Annotated in this window: 17 protein-coding genes and 1 pseudogene; 6 read left to right on the top strand and 12 right to left on the bottom strand. The window is 69.9% G+C overall.

Going from position 1 to position 21628, the window contains the following annotated elements; all coding sequences use genetic code 11:
* Positions 1 to 142: 142 nt before the first annotated feature.
* The gene (locus RA210_RS05310) at positions 143 to 3673 is read left to right on the top strand and encodes a sensor domain-containing protein (protein ID WP_201485629.1); all 3531 of its coding nucleotides are present in this window, start codon (positions 143 to 145) and stop codon (positions 3671 to 3673) included.
* Positions 3674 to 3679: 6 nt separating this feature from the next.
* On the opposite strand, the gene RA210_RS05315 is transcribed toward RA210_RS05310, so the two are convergent.
* A complete protein-coding gene (locus RA210_RS05315; protein WP_136489292.1) occupies positions 3680 to 4552 on the bottom strand; it encodes a DUF6685 family protein in 873 nt (290 codons plus the stop codon).
* 229 nt (positions 4553 to 4781) lie between these two features.
* Between RA210_RS05315 and RA210_RS05320 the strand changes: the two genes are divergently transcribed.
* Entirely contained in the window at positions 4782 to 5804 is a 1023-nt protein-coding gene (locus RA210_RS05320; RefSeq protein ID WP_201485630.1) for a quinone-dependent dihydroorotate dehydrogenase, read from the top strand.
* Between the two features lie 78 nt (positions 5805 to 5882).
* On the opposite strand, the gene rmf is transcribed toward RA210_RS05320, so the two are convergent.
* Entirely contained in the window at positions 5883 to 6098 is a 216-nt protein-coding gene (gene rmf / locus RA210_RS05325) for a ribosome modulation factor (protein ID WP_136489301.1), read from the bottom strand.
* Positions 6099 to 6480: 382 nt separating this feature from the next.
* Here rmf and rlmKL point away from each other — a divergent pair, with 382 nt between their 5' ends.
* On the top strand, positions 6481 to 8697 hold the full coding sequence (rlmKL, locus tag RA210_RS05330; protein WP_136489290.1) for a bifunctional 23S rRNA (guanine(2069)-N(7))-methyltransferase RlmK/23S rRNA (guanine(2445)-N(2))-methyltransferase RlmL: 2217 nt from the start codon (positions 6481 to 6483) through the stop codon (positions 8695 to 8697).
* A 169-nt stretch (positions 8698 to 8866) separates the two neighbouring features.
* Here the strand turns inward: rlmKL and dacB are convergent, their stop codons facing one another.
* Positions 8867 to 10372, bottom strand: a complete 1506-nt coding sequence (gene dacB / locus RA210_RS05335) for a D-alanyl-D-alanine carboxypeptidase/D-alanyl-D-alanine endopeptidase (protein WP_201485631.1) — start codon at positions 10370 to 10372, stop codon at positions 8867 to 8869.
* A 153-nt stretch (positions 10373 to 10525) separates the two neighbouring features.
* Between dacB and RA210_RS05340 the strand changes: the two genes are divergently transcribed.
* Complete coding sequence (locus RA210_RS05340) at positions 10526 to 10864, top strand: YggL family protein (RefSeq protein WP_136489288.1); 339 nt, start codon at positions 10526 to 10528, stop codon at positions 10862 to 10864.
* A gap of 58 nt (positions 10865 to 10922) precedes the next feature.
* Here the strand turns inward: RA210_RS05340 and RA210_RS05345 are convergent, their stop codons facing one another.
* Both RA210_RS05345 and RA210_RS05350 read right to left on the bottom strand, forming a co-directional pair.
* Positions 10923 to 12254: a deoxyguanosinetriphosphate triphosphohydrolase gene (locus RA210_RS05345; RefSeq protein WP_136489287.1), complete on the bottom strand. Its 1332-nt coding sequence runs from the start codon at positions 12252 to 12254 to the stop codon at positions 10923 to 10925.
* Positions 12255 to 12346: 92 nt separating this feature from the next.
* A pseudogene (locus tag RA210_RS05350) lies at positions 12347 to 13504 on the bottom strand (EAL domain-containing protein); the annotation flags it as partial.
* Between the two features lie 525 nt (positions 13505 to 14029).
* Here RA210_RS05350 and RA210_RS05355 point away from each other — a divergent pair.
* Positions 14030 to 15238 carry an ammonium transporter gene (locus RA210_RS05355; RefSeq protein ID WP_201485632.1) on the top strand — a complete coding sequence of 403 codons (1209 nt, stop codon included), beginning with the start codon at positions 14030 to 14032 and terminating at the stop codon, positions 15236 to 15238.
* 58 nt (positions 15239 to 15296) lie between these two features.
* On the opposite strand, the gene RA210_RS05360 is transcribed toward RA210_RS05355, so the two are convergent.
* The gene (locus RA210_RS05360) at positions 15297 to 17258 is read right to left on the bottom strand and encodes a monovalent cation:proton antiporter family protein (protein WP_201485633.1); all 1962 of its coding nucleotides are present in this window, start codon (positions 17256 to 17258) and stop codon (positions 15297 to 15299) included.
* Between the two features lie 126 nt (positions 17259 to 17384).
* On the opposite strand from RA210_RS05360, the gene RA210_RS05365 reads away from it, so the two are divergent.
* Positions 17385 to 17636 carry a glutaredoxin family protein gene (locus RA210_RS05365; RefSeq protein ID WP_201485634.1) on the top strand — a complete coding sequence of 84 codons (252 nt, stop codon included), beginning with the start codon at positions 17385 to 17387 and terminating at the stop codon, positions 17634 to 17636.
* A gap of 69 nt (positions 17637 to 17705) precedes the next feature.
* Here the strand turns inward: RA210_RS05365 and grxD are convergent, their stop codons facing one another.
* From grxD to nifB, 6 genes are read right to left on the bottom strand one after another with little or no spacing between them, the layout of a single operon-like run.
* Entirely contained in the window at positions 17706 to 18023 is a 318-nt protein-coding gene (gene grxD / locus RA210_RS05370) for a Grx4 family monothiol glutaredoxin (RefSeq protein ID WP_136489282.1), read from the bottom strand.
* An 11-nt stretch (positions 18024 to 18034) separates the two neighbouring features.
* Complete coding sequence (locus tag RA210_RS05375; protein ID WP_201485635.1) at positions 18035 to 18397, bottom strand: rhodanese-like domain-containing protein; 363 nt, start codon at positions 18395 to 18397, stop codon at positions 18035 to 18037.
* On the bottom strand, positions 18394 to 18969 hold the full coding sequence (locus tag RA210_RS05380) for a nitrogen fixation protein NifQ (RefSeq protein ID WP_201485636.1): 576 nt from the start codon (positions 18967 to 18969) through the stop codon (positions 18394 to 18396). The genes RA210_RS05375 and RA210_RS05380 overlap by 4 nt, the downstream gene beginning before the upstream one ends.
* Positions 18966 to 19412 carry an ArsC/Spx/MgsR family protein gene (locus RA210_RS05385; protein WP_201485637.1) on the bottom strand — a complete coding sequence of 149 codons (447 nt, stop codon included), beginning with the start codon at positions 19410 to 19412 and terminating at the stop codon, positions 18966 to 18968. The genes RA210_RS05380 and RA210_RS05385 overlap by 4 nt, the downstream gene beginning before the upstream one ends.
* Positions 19413 to 19422: 10 nt before the next feature.
* Entirely contained in the window at positions 19423 to 19701 is a 279-nt protein-coding gene (locus RA210_RS05390; RefSeq protein ID WP_136489278.1) for a 4Fe-4S binding protein, read from the bottom strand.
* Positions 19702 to 19726: 25 nt separating this feature from the next.
* The gene (gene nifB / locus RA210_RS05395) at positions 19727 to 21235 is read right to left on the bottom strand and encodes a nitrogenase cofactor biosynthesis protein NifB (RefSeq protein WP_201485638.1); all 1509 of its coding nucleotides are present in this window, start codon (positions 21233 to 21235) and stop codon (positions 19727 to 19729) included.
* Positions 21236 to 21628: the final 393 nt, after the last annotated feature.

Below are 21628 nucleotides of genomic sequence, written 5' to 3' on the forward strand. Positions count from 1 at the left end.
GTGTGCCGTTGGGAGCGGTCGGGCAACAAGCGAGAAACCCTGCACCCATCCCTGCGGCAGCTGTACTGCGGGCGCGCCTAGTCCTGCCCACCGGGAGGTTCCGCCGCTTTCGTGACAGAGTCCCGCCCTGGAGAGATCGCGCATGAGTCGCCTGTTCACCCTGCGTGCCTTGTTGCTGAGCGCCTTTCTCTGCTTCGGACTGCTGGTCTCCGCCTATCAGGTACTCTCGGTCTATCGCCACTCGCTGCAGGAGACGATGGGCGAGCTGGAAACCACCACCGACTTCATCGGTCACTTCATCGCCAGCGGCCTGGTGCAGAACGGATCCGCCAGCGCCGAGCGCCTCGGACACCTGTTCAGCGAACATCTCAGCCATCCGGCCCTGGTCTACGCGGCCGTGCTCGATGGCAGCGGTCGCCTGCGCGCCCTGAGCCTGCCCCAGGGGGCGTCGCGCATGCCGCTGAACATGCCGGCCGTCGAACACCTGCTGGCGGATCCCGAGCGCTGGGAGCGTCAGCACCTGCACTGGCTGGAGGGCGACGAGCTGCTGCTGGGCGGCTATCCGCTGGGCGAGGAGGCGAGCGTACCCGGCGGGGGCATGGTGGTGCTGGTCATGCGTACCGATACGCTGCGCGACAAGGCCTGGGCGCGCACCGGTCAGCAACTGCTCATGCTGCTGGTGCCGCTGCTGCTGCTGGCCCTGCTGCTGGCCTGGCTGCTCAAGCGCCTGCTCACCGATCGCATCGAGGAGCTGCTGGACGACGTGCGCCGGCTCAGCACCGGGCGCATCGACAGCCTGCCGGTGCTCGGCGGCGACGAGGTCGGCCAGCTGGCCGCCGAGTTCGGTGCCCTGATGCAGCGGGTGATCAGCGCCCGCGACTACAACGAATACCTGCTCAACTGCATTCCCAGTCCGGTGTGGCAGGTCGACCGCCAGCAGCGCTGCGTCTACGTCAACGCCGCCTGGATGCAGCTCACCGGGATGGGCGACGAGGACAGCCAGGGCGAGGGCTGGTGGCAGGCGCTGCATCCCGACGATCGCCGCCTGCTCGAGCCGCTGCTGACCGAGGGCGGTAGTGGCTGCGGGGTGGACTTCGCCGTGCGCCTGCGCCTGCGTGCGCGGACCGGACGCTACCACTGGGTGCAGCTGCATGGCGAGCCGCTGGTGGGGCGCGATGGCCAGTTCAACGGCTACCTGGGCAGCGCCTTCGACATCCAGTCCGAGCTGGATGCCGGCAGCGAGCTGCAGGCCAACGAGGCGCGTTTCCGCGGACTGGTCGAACAGTCGCTGGTCGGTGTCTACGTGCTGCGCGACGGCCACTTCGAGTACGCCAACCCGCGTCTGGCCGAATGGTTCGGCTACCAGCCGCAGGAGCTGGTGGCGCGCTCGCTGCTGGACCTGGTCTGCGAGGCCGACCGGCCGCGGGTGCGCGACATGCTCGACCGGCGCGAACGCGGCGAGCTGGTTTCGGCCCACTACGAGTTTCGCGCGCTGACCCGCGACGGTCGCGAGTTCATGGCCGAGGCCTTCGGCACCCGCATCGAGCTGGACGGTCTGCCGGCGATCATCGGCACCCTGCTCGACGTCACCCAGCGCTACAAGGACCGCGAGACGGTGCAGGCGGTGGTGGATGCGGTGGTCGCCAGCCCGATGGTGATGCTGCGGCGCAAGGCGCAGACCGGCTGGCCGGTGCAGTTCGTGTCCAGCAACGTCGAGCGCTGGGGCTATTCGGCGTCCAGCCTGCTCGACGGCCAGCGCTGGTTCACCACCCTGATCCATGCGGACGACCTGCCGCTGGTGCTGGCCGAGGTGCAGCGCAGCATCGACGAGGCGCGTCCGGAATTCGTCCTCGAATACCGCATCCGTACCGGCGTCGGCGGCTACATCTGGATCGAGGACTATACCCGCGTGCACCGCGATGCGGCGGGCGAGCCGCTGTGCCTGGAGAGCCTGCTGCTGGACATCTCGGCGCGCAAGGCGGCGGACGAGAAGCTGCGCCATGCCGCCGCGGTGTTCACCAACGCCCGCGAGGGGGTGGTGATCACCGATACCACGCCGAAGATCATCGCGGTCAACCGTGCCTTCTGCGACATCACCGGCTACGAGGAGCACGAGGTGCTCGGCCGCAACCCGAGCATGGTCAGCTCCGGCCGGCAGAGCAAGGAGTTCTACCAGAGCATGTGGACCGCCCTGCTCGATGAGGGCCACTGGCAGGGCGAGGTGTGGAACCGCCGCAAGTCCGGCGAGGTGTTCCCGCAGTGGCACAGCATCAGCGCGGTGCGCGACGACAAGGGCAAGCTGACCAACTATGTGGCGGTGTTCAGCGACATCTCCCAGCTCAAGGAGTCCGAGGCGCAGCTCGAGCGCCTGGCCCACTACGACCCGCTCACCGAGCTGCCCAACCGCATCCTCGTGCAGTCGCACCTCAACGGCGCCATCGAGCGGGCGCGCCGCCTGCACTGCAAGGTGGCGGTGCTGTTCCTCGATCTCGACGGCTTCAAGCGGGTCAACGACAGTCTCGGCCACGGCGTCGGCGACGAGCTGCTGGTACTGATCGCCGGGCGCCTGCGCCAGCGCATCCGCGCCGAGGACATGTTCGCCCGTCTGGGCGGCGACGAGTTCCTGCTGGTCCTCGAGGGCATCCATCACCCCGAAGAGGCGGCGCTGGTCGCCCAGGACCTGATCGACCTTCTGCAGCAGCCGTTCCGCGTCGGCAGCGGTCACGAGCTGTTCGTCGGCGCCAGCATCGGCATCAGCCTGTACCCCGACGACGGCCTGGAAATGTCCGAGCTGATCCGCTGCGCCGACGTGGCCATGTACCAGGCCAAGGAAAACGGCCGCAACAACTACCAGTTCCACACCGAGGAGCTGACCCGCGCCGCGGAGAATCGTCAGGCCCTGGAAAGCCGCCTGCACCGGGCGATCACCGCCCAGGAGTTCCAGCTCTACTATCAGCCGCAGGTGGACATCGCCAGCGGCCGCATCCTCGGCTTCGAGGCGCTGGTGCGCTGGTGCCCGATCCAGGGCGAGCCGGTGTCGCCGGCGGTGTTCATCCCGCTGCTCGAGGAGACCGGGCTGATCCTCGCCCTCGGCGAGTGGGTGATGCACGAGGCCTGTCGCCAGGCCGTGCGCTGGGGTGAGGCGGGCCTGCCGGCGGTGCCGGTCAGCGTCAACCTGTCGCCGCGCCAGTTCCAGCATCTGGACGTGGTCGAGCTGGTGCGCCGCGCGCTGGAGGACAGCGGCCTGCCCGGCGCGCTGCTCGAGCTGGAGATCACCGAAGGCGCGCTGATGGCGCAGAACCTGGAGACCCAGGTGCGTCTGGCCGAGCTCAAGGCCCTGGGCGTGCACCTGGCGGTGGACGACTTCGGCACCGGCTACTCGTCGCTGGCCTATCTCAGCCGTTTCCCCATCGACAAGCTGAAGATCGACAAGAGCTTCATCGACGGCCTGGGTCAGGACGCACGCGCCGACAAGATAGTCGCCACCGTGATCGCCATGGGCCAGGGCCTGGACCTGCAGGTGGTCGCCGAGGGCGTGGAGACCGCCAGCCAGCTGGAGCTGCTGCGTGCGCTCGGCTGCGATGCGGTGCAGGGCTACCTGTGCGGCCGCCCGCTGCCCGCCGCCCAGGCGGGAGCGCGGCTGGCTCGCGAGCGCGATGGGGTGCCGGCCTGACGCCGTTCAGATCGCCAGCAGCGTGCGCAGCCAGGCGCTGACGTCGGCGGCGCCGGCTAGGCGCAGGCCCTCGCCGAGGGCGTCGGCGTCGGCCTGGCTGCGTGGCAGGAGGAGGAACTCCGGGCCGCCGCTGTCGCGCAGCAGGTTGAGGCGGGCGTAGGGCATGCCGGTGAGCAGCAGGCGCATGAAGCGCGCGTCGCTCCAGGCCGCGGCCGGCATGGCCAGTACATGGTAGCCGGCATCCAGCTGGTCGAGGCCGCTGCGGCTCAGGCGATATTCGCTGAGCAGCGCCGGCAGCTGGATGGTCAGGCCGCGGCGGCGGGCGTAGGCCACCGCACAGGCGAAGGCCGGCGCGGCCTGTTCGCCGCTCCAGAAGTAGCGCTCGCCGCGCCAGCTGGCCTGGCGCAGGTAGAGGGTCTCGCCGCTGGCATGGTGCGGCAGGGCCTGGGCCAGGGTGCGGCTGAAATCCTTGTAGCTGATCAGGCGGATGCTGCGGCAGGCGGACGAGGCGGCGTAGTCCTCGAAGCGGTTGAAGCGCCAGCCCGACTCCGGGGCGCCGCCGAGACCGTCGATCCAGCGCAGGTCGAACTCGCCGATCTGCCGTTCCTCGACCCGGATCAGCGCGCGCAGCGCGCCATGGGCGGCCGCCTTGTCTTCCTGCACCGGACCGGACAGGGCGCCGCGCGGCAGGTCGGCCAGGCGCTGCAGCGGCGGGCCGTCCTGCCACCAGATGCTGTCCGGCACCTCCGGCAGGGGAGCGAAGGGCAGGCGCAGACGCGCCGCCTGCTCGCGCAGCTGCTGGCTGCCGCGCCCGCCCAGCCCCAGACGCTGGAGCAGGGCCGCGAGACGCTCGGTCAGTGTGATGGGTGGCATGGTCATGCCCGAATGCTTCCTGCACACAGATGGATTATAGGCGGGGGAGTATGCCGCACGGACCTTGCCCCAAGGCCTAACAGAAGCCAAGACTACCCGACTTCGGCCGTCAAAAGAATGCTGGCGTTCTGTTGCCAGGCCGCTCTGGAGCGGCGGATTGCCGGCGGCGGCTTCGCCGCCCGGCGGTCACTGGGCTATAATCTGCGCCCTTCTGGCCTCCTGATGACCCCTGCCCATGTACGCTCTGGCTCGCGAGCTGCTGTTCAAGCTGTCCCCGGAAACCTCCCACGAACTGGCCATCGACCTGATCGGCGCCGGCGGCCGCCTCGGCCTCAACCGCCTGGTGTGCCAGACGCCGCGCCTGCCGGTGACGGTGATGGGCCTGGAGTTCCCCAATCCGGTCGGCCTGGCCGCCGGCCTGGACAAGAACGGCGACGCCATCGACGGTTTCGCCCAGCTCGGTTTCGGCTTCATCGAGATCGGCACCGTGACCCCGCGCCCGCAGCCGGGCAACCCCAAGCCGCGGCTGTTCCGCCTGCCGCAGGCCGAGGCGATCATCAACCGCATGGGCTTCAACAACCTCGGCGTCGACCACCTGCTGGCGCGGGTGCAGGCGGCCAAGTACCGCGGCATCCTCGGCATCAACATCGGCAAGAACTTCGACACCCCAGTCGAGCGCGCGGTGGACGACTACCTGATCTGCCTGGACAAGGTCTATGCCCACGCCAGCTACGTGACGGTCAACGTCAGCTCGCCGAACACTCCCGGGCTGCGCAGCCTGCAGTTCGGCGACTCGCTCAAGCAGCTGCTCGAGGCCCTGCGCGTGCGTCAGGAGGAGCTGGCGGTGCGTCATGGCCGGCGCGTGCCGCTGGCGATCAAGATCGCCCCGGACATGAGCGACGAGGAAACCGTGCTGGTCGCCCGTGCGCTGCTGGAGACCGGCATGGATGCGGTGATCGCCACCAACACCACCCTGAGCCGCGAGGGCGTGGAGGGGCTGGCGCATGCCGACGAGGCCGGCGGCCTGTCCGGGGCGCCGGTGCGCGACCGGAGCACCCACACGGTGCGCGTCTTGGCCGGCGAACTGGGCGGACGCCTGCCGATCATCGCCGTCGGCGGGATCACCGAGGGTGTGCACGCGGCGGAAAAGATCGCCGCCGGCGCCAGCCTGGTGCAGATCTATTCGGGCTTCATCTACAAGGGGCCGGCGCTGATCCGCGCGGCGGTGGATGCCATCGCCGCAGCCGGCAGGGCCTGAGGCCGGAAACAGGCAGGGCTCCCGCGGGAGCCCTGTGGTGGATGGATGGAAGAGCCGGTCGGAAGGTGAAGAGTGGGCTCAGCCTACGGCGTTCAGCTGGTTGAGACGATGGACGCCGGCAGTGCCGGTCATGCCCTCCCAGTTGTCGACCCGGCCCTCGCGCCAGCCGTTGAGCCAGGCCTGGCGTGCGGAAGGTTGGGTGAAGGGGCACATGTCGCGGGATTTGCCGCTGACGCCATACTGATAACCGCGCAAAAAGGCTCGTTCCAACGGATCACGCTTAAGTCTTCTCATCGGGTATTGCCCTCGGTCGTTGACTGTACTGTTCCCGTTGGCCTCTCGGGAGGCCTGGCAGAGGTTCTGCCACCTGCTGCTCGCTGCCGGCGTGGCGAGCGTGTCCCGCAGCGCTTGCGGCCGCGGATCTGTCTTGAGTTCTAAAGCAATGTCCGGGACTCTGTGAATGATCGTTTTGTCATAAAAAAATAATCCTAATGCTTTCATTGCGTTGGAGAGGGGACATATCCCCGTGGCAGACGGGCTGGCTCGCCTGGGCAGCCCTGTTGCGCCGATACTGAATACCCGACGGTGAGGCCGCCTGCGGCGCCCGCCTTCCGACGAGGGGTCATCCGCGACCCTGCGTCACACCCCATGACGGGCTCTGCCCCTGGAATACCGCATGTCCGATCTGTACCCGCTCGTTCTCACCAGTCCCAAGGGGCTGGAAACCCTGCTCCTCGAGGAGGCCGCCGCGCTCGGCCTGCAAGACGGCCGCGCCCAGGTGGCCGCCGTGCAGGGGCAGGGCAGCCTGGAAACCGCCTACCGCCTGTGCCTGTGGTCGCGTCTGGCCAACCGCGTGCTGCTGGTGCTCGGCCGCTTTGCGGTGGACAGCGCCGAGACGCTCTACCAGGCGGTGCGCGGCATCGACTGGAGCGAGCACCTGCTGCCCACCGGCAGCCTGGCGGTGGAATTCTCCGGCCGCGGCGCCGGCATCGACAACACCCACTTCGGCGCCCTCAAGGTCAAGGACGGCATCGTCGACGCCCTGCGCGCGCAGTCCGGCCAGCGGCCGTCGGTGGACAAGTACGAGCCCGACCTGCGTATCCACGCGCGCCTGGAGCGCGGCGAGCTGGTGCTGTCGCTGGATCTGTCCGGCTTCAGCCTGCACCAGCGCGGCTACCGCCTGCAGCAGGGCGCCGCGCCGCTCAAGGAAAACCTCGCCGCGGCCATCCTGATCCGCGCCGGCTGGCCGCGCATCGCCGCCGAAGGCGGCGCACTGGCCGACCCGATGTGCGGCGTCGGCACCTTCCTGGTCGAGGCGGGGATGATGGCCGCCGACATCGCGCCGAACCTCAGGCGCGAGAAGTGGGGCTTCTCCAACTGGCTGGGCCACGTGCCGGCGATCTGGAAGAAGCTGCACGAGGAGGCCGAGGCGCGCGCTGCCGCCGGCCTCGCCCGCCCGCCGCTGTGGATCCGCGGCTACGAGGCCGACCCGCGGCTGATCCAGCCGGGGCGCAACAACATCGAGCGCGCCGGCCTGTCCGAGTGGGTGAAGATCTACCAGGGCGAACTGGCCACCTTCGAACCGCGCCCGGACCAGAACCAGACCGGCCTGGTGGTGTGCAACCCGCCCTACGGCGAGCGCCTCGGCGACGAGGCCAGCCTGCTGTACCTCTACCAGAACCTCGGCGAGCGCCTGCGCCAGTCCTGCCTGAACTGGGAGGCGGCGGTGTTCACCGGCGCCCCGGAGCTGGGCAAGCGCATGGGCATCCGCAGCCACAAGCAGTATGCCTTCTGGAACGGCGCGCTGCCGTGCAAGCTGCTGCTGTTCAAGGTGCTGCCGGAGCAGTTCGTCACCGGCCGCAACGAGTCGGCCCAGCCGGCGCCGAGCCAGGCGCGGATGATCGGCGGCCAACTGGTCGAGCGCCCGCCGGCGGTGCGCACCGAGCCGGCGCGGCTGTCCGAAGGCGGGCAGATGTTCGCCAACCGCCTGCAGAAGAACCTCAAGACCCTCGGCAAGTGGGCGCGCAAGGCCGACGTCGAGTGCTACCGCCTGTATGACGCCGACATGCCGGAGTACGCCCTGGCCGTCGACCTGTACCGCGACTGGGTGCACGTGCAGGAATACGCGCCGCCGCGCTCGATCGATCCGGACAAGGCGCAGGCGCGCCTGCTCGACGCCCTGGCGGCGATTCCCCAGGCGCTGGACATGGATCCGGCGCGGGTGGTGATCAAGCGCCGCGAGCGCCAGGCCGGCAAGAAGCAGTACGAGCGCCAGGACCAGCAGGGCCGCTTCATGGAAGTCGGCGAGGGCGGCGTCAAGCTGCTGGTCAACCTCACCGACTACCTCGACACCGGGCTGTTCCTCGACCACCGCCCGCTGCGCCTGCGCATCCAGAAGGAGGCCGCCGGCAAGCGCTTCCTCAACCTGTTCTGCTACACCGCGACCGCCACCGTGCATGCGGCCAAGGGCGGCGCACGCAGCACCACCAGCGTCGACCTGTCGAAGACCTACCTCGACTGGGCGCGGCGCAACCTGGCGCTCAACGGCTTCTCCGACAAGCACCGCCTCGAGCAGGGCGACGTGATGGAGTGGCTGGAGGCCGATCGCGGCGAATACGAGCTGATCTTCATCGATCCGCCGACCTTCTCCAACTCCAAGCGCATGGAAGGCGTGTTCGACGTGCAGCGCGACCACGTGCACCTGCTCGACCTGGCGATGGCGCGCCTGGCCAGGGGCGGGGTGCTGTACTTCTCCAACAACTTCCGCAAGTTCCAGCTCGATCCGGCCCTGGAGCAGCGCTACGCGGTGGAGGAGATCAGCGCGCAGACCCTCGATCCGGACTTCGCCCGCAACCCGAAGATCCACCGCGCCTGGCGCCTGACTGCCCGGTAGGGAGCGTGACCAGGTAGGGTAGAGGACTCGCGCAGCGATCCTCTAGCAGTGCCCGAGCAGGGGACTGGGCGGTGGAAAAGACCTGCGGTCGTGTTCCCCCCTGCCGGACTACCACCCATGAAAAAACCGCCTGTCCGGTGTCCCGGGCAGGCGGTTTTTCGTGGGCGGCTCAGCGGGCCAGGCCGGCGCTCAGGCTGCCCGGCTGGCGGTACAGCTCCTGCAGCACCTGGTCGAGGATCGCCGAGGCGCCCCACGGCCGCGGGTGGTTGAGGATCACCACCGCCGCCCAGGTGTGGCCCTGGGCGTCGCGGCTGTAGCCGGCCAGAGCGCGCACGTTGTTCAGGGTGCCGGTCTTCAGGTGCGCGTTGCCGGCCAGCGGGGTGTTGCGCATGCGCTTGCGCAGGGTGCCGTCCATCGCCGCCAGCGGCATCGAGGAGATGAACTCGGCGGCATACGGGCTCTTCCACGCCGCATGCAGCATGGCGGCCATCTCGCGGGCGCTGATGCGCTCGCGGCGCGACAGCCCGGAGCCGTTCTCCAGCACCAGGTTCGGTGCGCGGATGCCTTTGCGGGTCAACCACTGGTCGATGGCCCGGTAGGCGGCCGCGGCATCGTTGGCGTCGCCCGGCAGGCGGTGGCGCGCGCCGATCGACAGGAACAGCTGCCGGGCCATGGTGTTGTTGCTGTACTTGTTGATGTCGCGAATGATCTCCACCACGTCCGGCGACCAGGCCTGGGCCAGCAGGCGGGCGTTGCCCGGGGTGGCGCCGAGGCGGTCCTGGCCGCTGATGCTGCCGCCCAGCTCGCTCCACAGCGCGCGCACGGTGCCGCCGGTGAAGGCCGGGTGGTCGAGCAGCGACAGGTAGCGCTGGCCGCTGCAGCCTTCCGGGATCTGCCCGGCGGCGATCACCTCGAGGCTGCCGTCGGCCTGCGGCTGGAAGTTGTAGGTCACCTGCGGCCAGCCCGGGCAGGTGGCCGGGGCGGTCACCTTCACCCGGTTGTCGATGCGGATGTAGGGGATCGGCGGTTCGGCCTGCACCGCGGCGCCGCGCGCCTCGCCGCGCACGATCAGGCGCAGGGTCTTGAGGTTGACCATCAGCGCGTCGGGCTCGACCAGATAGGGCTTGGTGCGGTCGCCGCCGTCGTCGTCGAACGGCGTCTGGCCGTCGGTGCGGAAGTGGTTGCGCTCCAGCACCAGGTCGCCCTGCACCTGCTGCACGCCGGCGTGGCGCAGGTCGCGCAGCAGCAGCCACAGGCGCTCCATGGTCAGCTTGGGATCGCCGCCGCCCTTGAGGTAGAGGTTGCCCTGCAGCACGCCGTTGCGCAGCGGGCCGTCGGTGTAGAAGGCGGTCTTCCACTGGTGGGTCGGGCCGAGCAGCTCCAGCGCGGCGTAGGTGGTCACCAGCTTCATGGTCGAGGCCGGGTTCACCGGGCGGTCGGCGTTGAGGTAGCTGGGGGTGCCGGGGCCGTCGAGGGGGATCAGCGCCACCGACAGGGCGTCGCTGCTCAGCTTGCTGGCCTTGAGCGCCTGCTCCACCCGCGGCGGCAGACTGGCGGCATGGCTCGGCAGCGGCAGGGTGGCGGGCAGCAGCAGGCCCGCGAGGCCGAGCAGGCGCAGCGGGCGGGCGATCTCGGATGCCTTGGCGAGCAAGGACTTGGTTACGCGCAACAGCATGGGGCGTCTCAACGTTCGCGGACGAAAGAATCGGGCAATTATGCCTCAAGCCCGCTATTTCGGGGCTTTTCGTGCCGAACGGAGCCCGCTGTCATGGGCCTGACCTGCGGAAGCTGGTAGAGTGCCGCACCCCATACGTTCGAGGATGCATCCATGGCTACCAATCGTTCCCGCCGCCTGCGCAAGAAGCTCTGTGTCGACGAGTTCCAGGAACTCGGCTTCGAGCTGATCCTCAACTACCGCGAGGATCTCGAGGGCGAAGCCGCCGAGGCCTTCCTCGGGCAGTTCCTCGACCAGGCCATCGAGGCCAACGGCCTGATCTTCATCGGCTGCGACGAGTTCGGCATGGTCTGCCTGAACAAGCGCGGCTCGGTCAGCGCCGAACAGCGCGCCGCCGTCGAGGCCTGGCTGCAGGGCCGCGGCGAGCTGGAAAGCTTCAAGATCGGCGAGCTGGCCGATGCCTGGTACCCGGAGAAGGCCATCAACGCCTGATCACCGCGTTTCCCCGCAAAAGCCCCGCGCCACGCCCGTGCCGCGGGGCTTTTGCGTTTCAGACCGGGCTGGAGCGGCCGGTCATCTCGCGGGCCATCTCGGTGGCGTAGCTGTCGGTCATCCCGGCGATGAAGTCGATCACCCGCAGGTAGGCCTGGTACAGCGGGCGGTGCGGATCGGGCGCGTTGTTGCCGAGCAGGTCGAGGATGCGCCGGTTCTTGAACGACGGCGTGCGCCCGCCGTGCTGCTCCAGCACCGCGCCGCAGAAGGCATTGAGGAGGATCTCCAGGGTGGTGTAGGCGCCGATCTCGTGCAGGGTCTTGCGCTTGTCCTGGAAGATCTTCTGCCGCGCCAGCGCCTTGGCGCGCAGCACGCACTGCTTGGCCGGGCCGTGCATGTGCTCGACCAGGTCGCCCTCCAGGCTGCCGGCGAGCAGCGCGTCGTGCTGGGCGACGAAGGCCCGCGCCGCGGCATTGGTCAGGTGCTCGATGGCCTTGCCGCGCAGGATCGCCAGCTTGCGCCGGCGCGAATCCCTGGGGCCGAGCTGGCGGTAGGTTTCCGGCAGGTCGTCGCCGACCAGGTCGAGCAGCAGCGCCTCGACCTCGGGATAGTCGAGCAGGTCCATCTCCAGGCCGTCCTCGAGGTCGATCAGGCCGTAGCAGATGTCGTCGGCCGCCTCCATCAGGTAGACCAGCGGATGGCGCGCCCAGCGCTCGGGCTCGAGCTGTGGCAGCTGCAGCTTGCGGGCGATCTGCTCGAGCAGCGGCAGCTCGCTCTGGTAGCAGCCGAACTTGTGCTTCTTGTAGCCCTGGGCGTCGGCGTGGCGGGCGCTCCACGGGTACTTCAGGTAGGTGCCGAGGGTGGCGTAGGTCAGCCGGGTGCCGCCGTCGAACTGGTGGTACTCCAGCTGGGTCAGCACCCGCAGGCCCTGGGCGTTGCCCTCGAAGCCGAGGAAGTCGGCGCGCTCGGCTTGGCTCAGGGCGTCCAGCCAGCCACGCTCGTCGGCGAGCTGGAACCAGTGGCGGATGGCGTCCTCGCCGGAGTGGCCGAACGGCGGGTTGCCGATGTCGTGGGCCAGGCAGGCCGACTGCACGATCACCCCCAGGTCACCGGGGTCGCACCAGATCGGCAGGGCGTCGCGCAGCATCTCGCCGACGCGCATGCCCAGCGAGCGGCCGACGCAGGCCACCTCCAGGCTGTGGGTCAGGCGGGTGTGGATGTGGTCGTTGCTGGAGACCGGGTGCACCTGGGTCTTGCGCCCGAGGCGGCGGAAGGCGCCGGAGAAGATGATGCGGTCGTGGTCCTTGTGGAAGGCGCTGCGGCCGAGCTCCTCGGAGCTCTGCACGGGTTTGCCCAGACGTTCGCGGGTAAGCAGGGTGTGCCAGTCCAAGGGGAGTCCTCAGCAGTCGCAAAGGCTCCAGCTTGCGGCTTGCGGCAGTGGCCGGCAAGCCCCGCCGGGGTAGCTGGGGGAGGCGGGGAGGCCAGGGCGCCGGCGTCGATGTCGACCAGCAGCAGGCGGCGACCCTGGTCGATGCAGCGGCCGGCGGTCAGGCAGTACTGGTTGCTGGTGGCGTCGCGGTAGGTCGGTGACAGGGTCAGGCGCTGTTCGTCGAGGCCCTCGGCCAGCAACTGGTGGAACCAGGGACGCCACGACCAGTTGTGGCGCAGGTAGACGGGCTCCTCGTGCCAGGCGTCGCCGCGCCACTCGCAGTTGGGAGTGATCTGTTCGCCGCTGCGGTCGCACTGATAGATGCGCAGCAGCCAGGGATGCCCGGGTGCCGGCAGGGCGGCCGCCGGCCCCCGCTGCTCCGCCCAGGGGCGCAGGTGCTCCAGCAGCTCGCCGAGCTGGCGGCGCAGCTCGATCAGCCGTGCGCGCTCGGCCAGCTTGATCTGCACGTAGTGGTCGCGCACCTCGGCGAAGCGTGCGGCGAAGGCGTCGGCGGCGAAGAAGCCGGGCTTGCCGGCGGCGAACAGGAAGCCCTGCACGTAGCGGGCGCCGCACTCGAGGGCGAAGTGCAGCTCGTCCTCGGTCTCCACCCCCTCGGCGATGATCCGGCAGCCGGTCTTCTCGGCCATCTGCGCCAGCGCCTTGACCAGCTCGCAGCCGGGGCCGCCGCGGGCGGCGTCCTGGAACAGGCGCATGTCCAGCTTGAGGATGTCCGGCTGCAGGGCCAGCACCCGGTCGAGCTGCGAATAGCCGGCGCCGAAGTCGTCCACGGCGATGCGCGCGCCGGCCTGGCGGTACTGGCGCACGGCCTGCAGCAGGCAGGGGATGTCGCCGTCCAGCTCGGTGATCTCGAAGACGATGCGCCGCGGGTCGATGCGGTGGCGCTCCAGCTGGCACAGGCTCGGCAGCGCCTGGCCGGGGCTCAGGCAACTGATCCAGCGCGGCGAGATGTTCAGGCTGAGGAACCAGTCCGCCGGCGCGTGGCGCAGCTGGTCGAGGGCGTGCTCGCGCACCTGGCGGTCGAGCCGCAGCAGGTCGGCCTGGTCGCTGTCCGGGTCGGCGAACAGCGCGCCGGCCGAGTGCAGCTGGCCGTCGGCGTCGCGCAGGCGGGCGAGTGCCTCGACGCCGGCGATCAGGCCGGTGGCGGTATCGACGAAGGGTTGGAACACGGCGAAGGGTTGGCCGGCGAACACGTCAGGCTCCAGCAGTGCCCGCAGGGGCGGTGGGCGGCTGTCTAGCAAGAATGCGGCCAGGTTTGCGCATGCACCGTGCTGGAGCATGGTCGTGCGCGGGCGTGCGGCGCCGCGGCGCAGCCCTGCACAGCCGCGGGGCGATGGCGGGCTATGCTGGTCGAGGCAGGGGCAGGGCCGGGTGCGTCCGGCGTCGCCGGCCGCCCTGGCGTGCACGCTTTTGCAGCAGTGCTGCCTATGGCTGGTGCGCTACGGCATGGCTCTTGCTTGGCTCAGCGGCGTGTGCGTCTGCGCCTGCCCGTTGGCGGATCTGGCGCGAAGGTCGACAGGACGTTGCCACACACGTCCAAGCCACTGATTCATAACAAGAAGCTACCCCGATCGCGGCACCAGGGCGGATTTTGTCCCAGGGCGCGGCGATCAAGACGAGCGGTTCGCAAGGTGGTGCACGCCTGTCCGTGGTGCGCCGATGGTCGTCAGTGACCCGCTTTGGTGCTTCCCTGCCTACCGGAGGAGCGCGTCGCGCCGATGGAAAATCTTGATACTGCCGTAGCGAGCCTGGTCCATGGCTCCAACACCCTGTTCATCCTGCTCGGCGCGGTCATGGTGCTGGCCATGCACGCCGGTTTCGCCTTCCTCGAGGTCGGCACCGTGCGGCAGAAGAACCAGGTCAACGCCCTGTCGAAGATCCTCGCCGACTTCGCCGTGTCCTGCCTGGCCTACTTCTTCGTCGGCTACTGGCTGGCCTACGGAGTGAGCTTCCTCGAGCCGGCCGGCGCGCTGACCGCCGAGAACGGCTACGCGCTGGTGAAGTTCTTCTTCCTGCTGACCTTCGCCGCGGCGATCCCGGCGATCATCTCCGGCGGCATCGCCGAGCGCTCCCGCTTCGGCCCGCAGCTGTGCGCCACGGCGCTGATCGTCGCCGTGGTCTACCCGTTCTTCGAGGGGCTGATCTGGAACGGCAACCTCGGCCTGCAGGCCTGGCTCACCGAGCGCTTCGGCGCCGCCTTCCACGACTTCGCCGGCTCGGTGGTGGTGCACGCGGTCGGCGGCTGGCTGGCGCTGGCGGCGGTGCTGCTGCTCGGCCACCGCAACGGCCGCTATCGCGACGGCCGGCTGGTGGCCTTCGCGCCCTCGAACATCCCGTTCCTCGCCCTCGGCTCGTGGATCCTCATCGTCGGCTGGTTCGGCTTCAACGTGATGAGCGCGCAGACCCTGCAGGGGGTCAGCGGCCTGGTGGCGGTCAACTCGCTGCTGGCCATGGTCGGCGGTACCCTGGCGGCGCTGCTGGTCGGCCGCAACGATCCCGGCTTCCTGCACAACGGCCCGCTGGCCGGCCTGGTGGCGGTGTGCGCCGGCTCCGACCTGATGCACCCGATCGGCGCGCTGATCACCGGCGGCGTGGCCGGCGCGCTGTTCGTCTGGGCCTTCACCGCCACCCAGAACCGCTGGAAGATCGACGACGTGCTCGGCGTCTGGCCGCTGCACGGCCTGTGCGGCATCTGGGGCGGCATCGCCTGCGGCATCTTCGGCCAGAGCGCGCTGGGCGGCCTCGGCGGGGTCAGCCTGGCCAGCCAGCTGATCGGCTCGCTGCTCGGCATCCTGGTGGCGCTGGGCGGCGGCTTCGCGGTGTACGGCCTGCTCAAGGCCAGCCTGGGCATCCGCCTGAGCGCCGAGGAGGAGTACTACGGCGCCGACCTGTCGATCCACAAGATCGGCGCCACCAACCACGAATAGCCCCGCGCCAGAAAAGCAGAAGCCCGCTTTCGAGCGGGCTTCTGCATTTGCGGGCCGGTTACTGGGTGCCGGCCAGCAGACGCGCCTCGGCGCGCTCGATGCACTCCAGCGGGCCGGCGAGCAGCAGCGCGTCGCCTTCGCGCAGCGGCAGGTTGCCGCTCAGCTCCAGCTCGTCGCCCTCGCGGCGCACGCCCTGCAGTTCCACGCCCAGCCCGCTCAGCTTCAGCTCGGCCAGGCTGCGGCCGCAGGCGTAGGCGTCCTGGCTGAGGTTGACCGCGTGCAGCAGCACGCGCGGGCGGCCCTGCTGGTCGAGCAGGTTGGCGCTGGCGCCGTGGTAGAAGCCGTGCAGCAGGTGGTAGCGATCGCGGCGCACCTCGTCCATGTGCGCCTGCACCCGGCGCTCGGGCAGGCCGAGCATGACCAGCGCGTGGGAGGCGAGCATCAGGCTCGACTCCAGCACCTCCGGCACCACCTCGCTGGCGCCGGCCTCCAGCAGGCTGGCCAGGAAGCTGTCGTCGCGGGTGCGCACCAGGATCGGCAGCTCGGCCGACAGCGCCCGCGCCGCCTTGACCGTGGCCAGGGCGTGCTGGGGGTTGTCGGCAGCCACCACCAGCAGGCGTGCGCGGCTCAGACCGAGGGCCTCCAGCAGCTCGCCGCGGCGCGCGTCGCCGAAGTGCACGTGGTGCTCGCCGGCCGCCGCCTCCTGCACGCGGATCGGGTCGTTGTCGAGGGCGACGAAGGGGATGCCCTCGCGGCGCAGGAAGCGGCCGATCGACTGGCCGACCCGGCCGAAGCCGCAGATCAGCACGTGGCCCTCGTGCTCGGCGCAGGCGCCGGCGATGTCCTCGGCGCGCGCCTCGGCATCCGGCTGCCGGCCGAGGCGGGCGGCCAGCTGCGGCGCCGCGCGCAGCAGCAGCGGAGTGACCGCCATCGAGCAGAAGGTGGCGGCGAGGATCAGTCCGCCCAGCTCGCCGTCGACCAGCCTGGCCTGCTGCGCCTGGGCGACCAGTGCGAAGCAGAACTCGCCGCCCTGGGCCAGCGCCAGGCCGCTGCGCCAGGCGCTCTCGTTGCTGCCGCCGCGCAGGCGCACCAGCAGGGTGACCAGCGCGCCCTTGAGCGCCAGCAGCAGCACGGTCATGCCGAGGATCACCAGGCCGTGGCTGGCGAACAGGCCGACGTCGATCAGCATGCCGACGCTGACGAAGAACAGGCCGAGCAGCACGTCGCGGAACGGGCGGATGTCGGCCTCGATCTGGTGGCGGTAGTGGCTCTCGCCGAGCAGCATGCCGGCGAGGAAGGCGCCGAGGGCCATGGACAGGCCGAGCAGGTGGGTCAGCCAGGCGGTGAGCAGCACGATGACCAGCGCCAGCAGCACGAACAGCTCGGCGGCGTTGGCCTGCGCCACCTCGTGGAACAGCCGCGGCAGCAGCCAGCGGCTGGCCACCAGCAGGCCGCCGAACAGCAGCGCGGCCTTGCCCAGGGTGATCGGCAGCGCCCAGTACCAGGCCTGCTCGCTGCCGCCGGCGACCACCGGGATCATGGTCAGCAGCAGCACCGCGACCAGGTCCTGGAACAGCAGCACGCCGATGGCGTTCTGGCCGTGGTCGCTGAACACCTCGCCCATGCTGCTCAGCTCCTTGGTGACGATGGCGGTGGAGGACAGCGCCAGGCCGCCGCCGACCAGCAGCGCGGCCGGCAGGGCCAGGCCGGCCAGGTGCAGCAGGCCGGCCAGCGGCAGGGTGCAGGCGAGCACCTGCAGGCTGCCGAGGCCGAACACTACGCGGCGCAGCGCCAGCATGCGCGGCAGGGAGAACTCGAGGCCGAGGCTGAACAGCAGGAACACCACGCCGAACTCGGCCAGCAGCGGCATGTCCTCGTGCTGCTGCAGCCAGCCCAGGCTGCCCGGGCCGAGCGCCAGGCCGACGCTCATGTAGGCCAGCAGCGGCGGCAGCTTGAGGTGGCGGAACAGGGCGATGACCAGCAGCGAGGCGGCCAGGATGATCAGCAGGTTGACGAACAACGGCAGTGCTCCATGCGAGGGTTCGGCGGGACAAGCGGGATACCGCGCCCTGGTGTCGGTGGCGGGCGACGGGGCAGGTAGCGCAAATGCTAAACTGCCGCCGGTCTGTTCACCATGAGAGATATCATGCTGCCCGCCTGCCAACTGTTCGGAACCCTCGGCTGCCACCTGTGCGAACTGGCCGAGGAGGTGCTGATGCCCTTCGTCGGTCTGGGGCTCGAGGTGGAGCTGGTGGACATCGCCGAGCGCGAGGAGTGGGTCGAGGCCTACGGGGTGCGCATCCCGGTGCTGCGCCGGCTGGACAGCGGCGCCGAGCTGGGCTGGCCGTTCGCTGCGCCGCAGGTGGCGGCGTTCCTCGGCCTGGCCGAAGGGCAGTAGCCGGCAGGGCAGCGCCGCCGCACCGGCGCCCGGGGAGTGACGCCAGCGCGGCGGCGCCGGTACGACCCGTCAGACCCCGGCGAGCAGCGCCTGCAGGCTGCCGTCGGCCTCCATGCCGAGGATGATGTCGCAGCCGCCGACCAGCTCGCCGTTGACGAACAGCTGCGGATAGGTCGGCCACTGCGAGATCTTCGGCAGCTTCTCGCGGATGTGCGGGGCGGTCAGCACGTTGACGAAGGCGAACGGCTTGCCGAGCTTGTGCAGCGCGCCCACCGCGGCGCGCGAGAAGCCGCACTCGGGCGCCTCCGGCGTGCCCTTCATGTAGAGGATCACCGGGTTGGCGGCGATCTGCTGGCGGATGCGTGCTTCGGTGTCGAGAACCTGCATGGTCGGTCTCCTCAGCCGTGCACGGCGACGCGCTGTTCGGCGACGCGCCGTTCGGCGCGCGCCGGCTGGCGCGGGCGTGCCTGCCAGGCGGCGTAGCCGCCGTCGAGGCTGTAGCAGTGGGCGAAGCCGTAGTCGCGGAAGAACTCGGCCATCTCCTGGCTGGCGCGCGCCTCGTCGCCGCAGACGATCAGCTGCACCTGGCGCGGGGTGTGGCGCACCAGGGTACGCAGGGTCATGTCGCTGAGGTGGATGGCGCGCGGGTCGTGGCCCTGGCAGTAGGCGCGGGCATCGCGCATGTCCAGCAGCATGACGTTGTCCGCCCCGCTGAGCAGGTTCTCGGCCTGTTCGGCGCTGATGCGTTGGCAGTGGCTCATGACTCTTCTCCGAAACAGTCGTGATATGTGGGGCAGGCTTGGCAGCTGGGCGAGCGGCACACGTAGGCGCCGTCCTGCTCGCACAGCTGGCGGTAGAAGAACTTCTTCCAGCGCATGTTGTGGACGTTGCGCGCGGCCAGCCGCGGGAAGTTGTATTCGAGCAGCGCGCGCAACTCGTCGCGCGAGGCGAGGCCGAGATCGCGCCACAGGTGGTCGCCGCCCAGGCAGGCGGCGGCGACCACTGCGGCGACCACCGCCTCGCCCGCGCGCCCGGCGCGGCCGGCGAGCAGCAGGTCGCGCAGCTCCCTCCACTCGTCGCGGCGCAGCTCCAGCAGCTCGGCGCGCAGCGCGTCGCGTTCGCGGGCCTGCGGCGGAGCGCCAAGATACTGCCCGGCGCGCTCCGGAAAGCAGGCCTGGATCAAGGCCGCGTGGGTTTGCGGGGCGAGACCGAGATGCAGCGGCAGGCAGCTGCGTCCTTCGCGCTGGGCGCTGAGGATGCGCTGCAGCCAGGCCAGGTTGGGATCGCGTGGCATGGAGGACATGGGCTGGCGGGCGAGGGCGGCGTGGCTCATGGCTGCGGCTCCTGCGGCGCGTGGCAGCTGGAGGTTGCCTCGGCGCCGTGCACGCAGCCGTCGAGCGGCGCGCTCGGCTCGGCCAGCCGGTGTCCGGCCGGCAGCAGGGCGTTGAGCGCTGTCACGTCGAAGCCGGCCAGATGGTGCGCGCCGAGGCGGATCAGCGGGCGGCGGATCAGGATCGGGCTCGCCAGCAGCAGGGCCAGCGCCGCTTCGGCGTCCAGCCGCTCGGGATCGACCTCTCCCGACTTCACCGCCGGCGCTGCGCGGTTGAACCAGTCGGCCACCGGTCGCCCGGCGAGGAACGGCGCGAGCGTCTCGGCGCGCCACGGCTCGCCCAGCAGGTCGCGCACCTCCAGTTCCAGCCCTGCCGCGCGCAGCAGGCGCTGCTGCCGGGCGTTGCCGCCGCAGCCGGGTTTTTCGTAGACGATCAGGGCACCCATGCCGGCCTCCTCAGCGCGCCTGGATTTCGCGCATGGCTTCAAGCAGGCGCTCCGGCGGGATGCCGGTCAGCGAGCCCGGCGGGTTGGCCGGGCTGCCGTCGGCGAGCAGGATCGCCCCCTCGATCGGGCAGATGCTGGCGCACTGCGGGTCGGCGAAGTCGCCGTCGCACTCGGTGCACTTGTGGGCGTTGATTCTGAAGTGCTGGCTGCCCTGGTAGATCGCCTCGCTCGGGCAGACGTCGACGCACGCCCAGCAGTTGACACAGGATTCCTCGATTTTCAGCGCCATCGGGCACCTCCTCGCATGGTGGGTTTCAGGCCTTGGCGCGCAGCGGCGCGGCGTCGGCGTCCAGCCGACCGGCGGCGATCATTTCCTGGTAGACCGCCAGCACCGCTTCCTCGATCGGCTCCATGGCGTGCTCGCCGTTGGGCTGGATGCCGGCGGCCTCCAGCTGGCCCCACGGCTCGTAGCCGATCTTCGAGCAGAGCACCGCCTCGCAGCCCCTGAGCGCGCGGATGCTGCCGTTCAGCGCCGACTCCTTGTCGCCGCAGCTGTCGTCGCCGACGCAGTACTGGTCGACCTTGCGGTGGCCGATGAAGCGCACGCCCTTGCCGGAGGCCTCGTAGATCAGGAACTCGGTGGCATGGCCGTAGTGCTGGTTGACCAGGCCGCCGCCGCTGGTGGCCACCGCCATCAGCACCGGGCGGTAGTGGCGGGCCGGGGCGATGTCCTGCGGTACGCCGAGGCCGGCCAGGCGCGCCTTCTTCGCCGCCTTGTCGTCCAGCTCCTCCTTGATCGCCGCGTGGATCGCGGCGCGCCTGACCATGGCTGCCGCGTAGTCGATGTCCATCGACTCGATCTTCTCCAGGGTGAACTCGTCGCCGCGGTCCTCGCCGAGCAGGCCGACCGCGTCGGCGCGGCACTGGCGGCAGTGCCGCATCATGTTCATGTCGCCGGCGCAGGCGTCCTGCAGGTCCTGCAGTTCTTCCGGCTCGGGGCTGCGCTGGCCCATCACGCCGTAGAAGGTGCCGTGCTCGGCCTCGGCGATCAGCGGCATGACGTTGTGCAGGAAGGCGCCCTTGGCCTTGACGATGCGGCTGACCTCCTTGAGGTGCTCGTCGTTGACCCCGGGGATCAGCACCGAGTTGACCTTCACCAGGATGCCGCGCGCCACCAGCATCTCCAGGCCCTTCTGCTGCTGCTCGATGAGGATCTTCGCCGCCTTGCGGCCGCGGATGCGCTGGTTGTTCCAGTAGATCCACGGATAGATCTTCTCGCCGACCGCCGGGTCCACGCAGTTGATGGTGATGGTCACGTGGTCGATGTTATGGCGGGCCAGCTCGTCGACGCAGTCGGGCAGGGCCAGGCCGTTGGTGGACACGCACAGCTTGATGTCCGGGGCCTGCTCGGAAAGCATGCGGAAGGTCTCGAAGGTGCGCTGCGGGTTGGCCAGCGGGTCGCCGGGGCCGGCGATGCCGAGCACGGTCATCTGCGGGATGGTGGCGGCCACCGCCTTGACCTTCTTCACCGCCTGCAGCGGGTCGAGCAGCTCGGAAACCACGCCGGGGCGCGACTCGTTGGCGCAGTCGTACTTGCGGTTGCAGTAGTGGCACTGGATGTTGCAGGCCGGCGCCACCGCCACGTGCATGCGCGCGAAGTAGTGGTGGGCCTCTTCCGAGTAGCAGGGGTGGTTGTGCACCTTGGCGCGGATGTGCTCCGGCAGGTGGGACAGCTGGTCGTCGGTGCTGCCGCAGGAGCCGGAGGAGCAGCCACCGGCACCGTGCTGCCCCGTATCGTTCTGCCCAAGTACGCTCAGTTCCATGGTCGGTCTCCGGAGGAAAGAGGGAGTCGCCAATAGCCGAGCAAGCGCCGTGCCGGTTGTATATCTCGTTGTTTATGAAGGATTTTTCTATGGCTGGTCGGGTGGTTTGTCGGGCTGCCGACAGGGGCGCGGGCAGGGCTTTGTCGGATAGGCGACAAGTGGCGGGCACCGTACAAGGGCGCGGAGCGCCCGGAGCCGGGTTCCCACGCGGAGCATGGGAACCATCGACACACGCGCCAGCCGTCGATCGCTCCCACGCTCCGGCGCTCGTCGTTATACACAAGTCCCGGTGAGCGCGTCACGGGCCTCAAAAGCGATGACAAAGTCCCGCAACCGCTGCAGCCCGGTCCACATTGCCTTGGGGCCCGGTGGCCCATCGTGCTTGCGCCCCAA

Source organism: Pseudomonas sp. OF001, from assembly GCF_904426495.1.
Classification (GTDB): Bacteria; Pseudomonadota; Gammaproteobacteria; order Pseudomonadales; family Pseudomonadaceae; genus Geopseudomonas.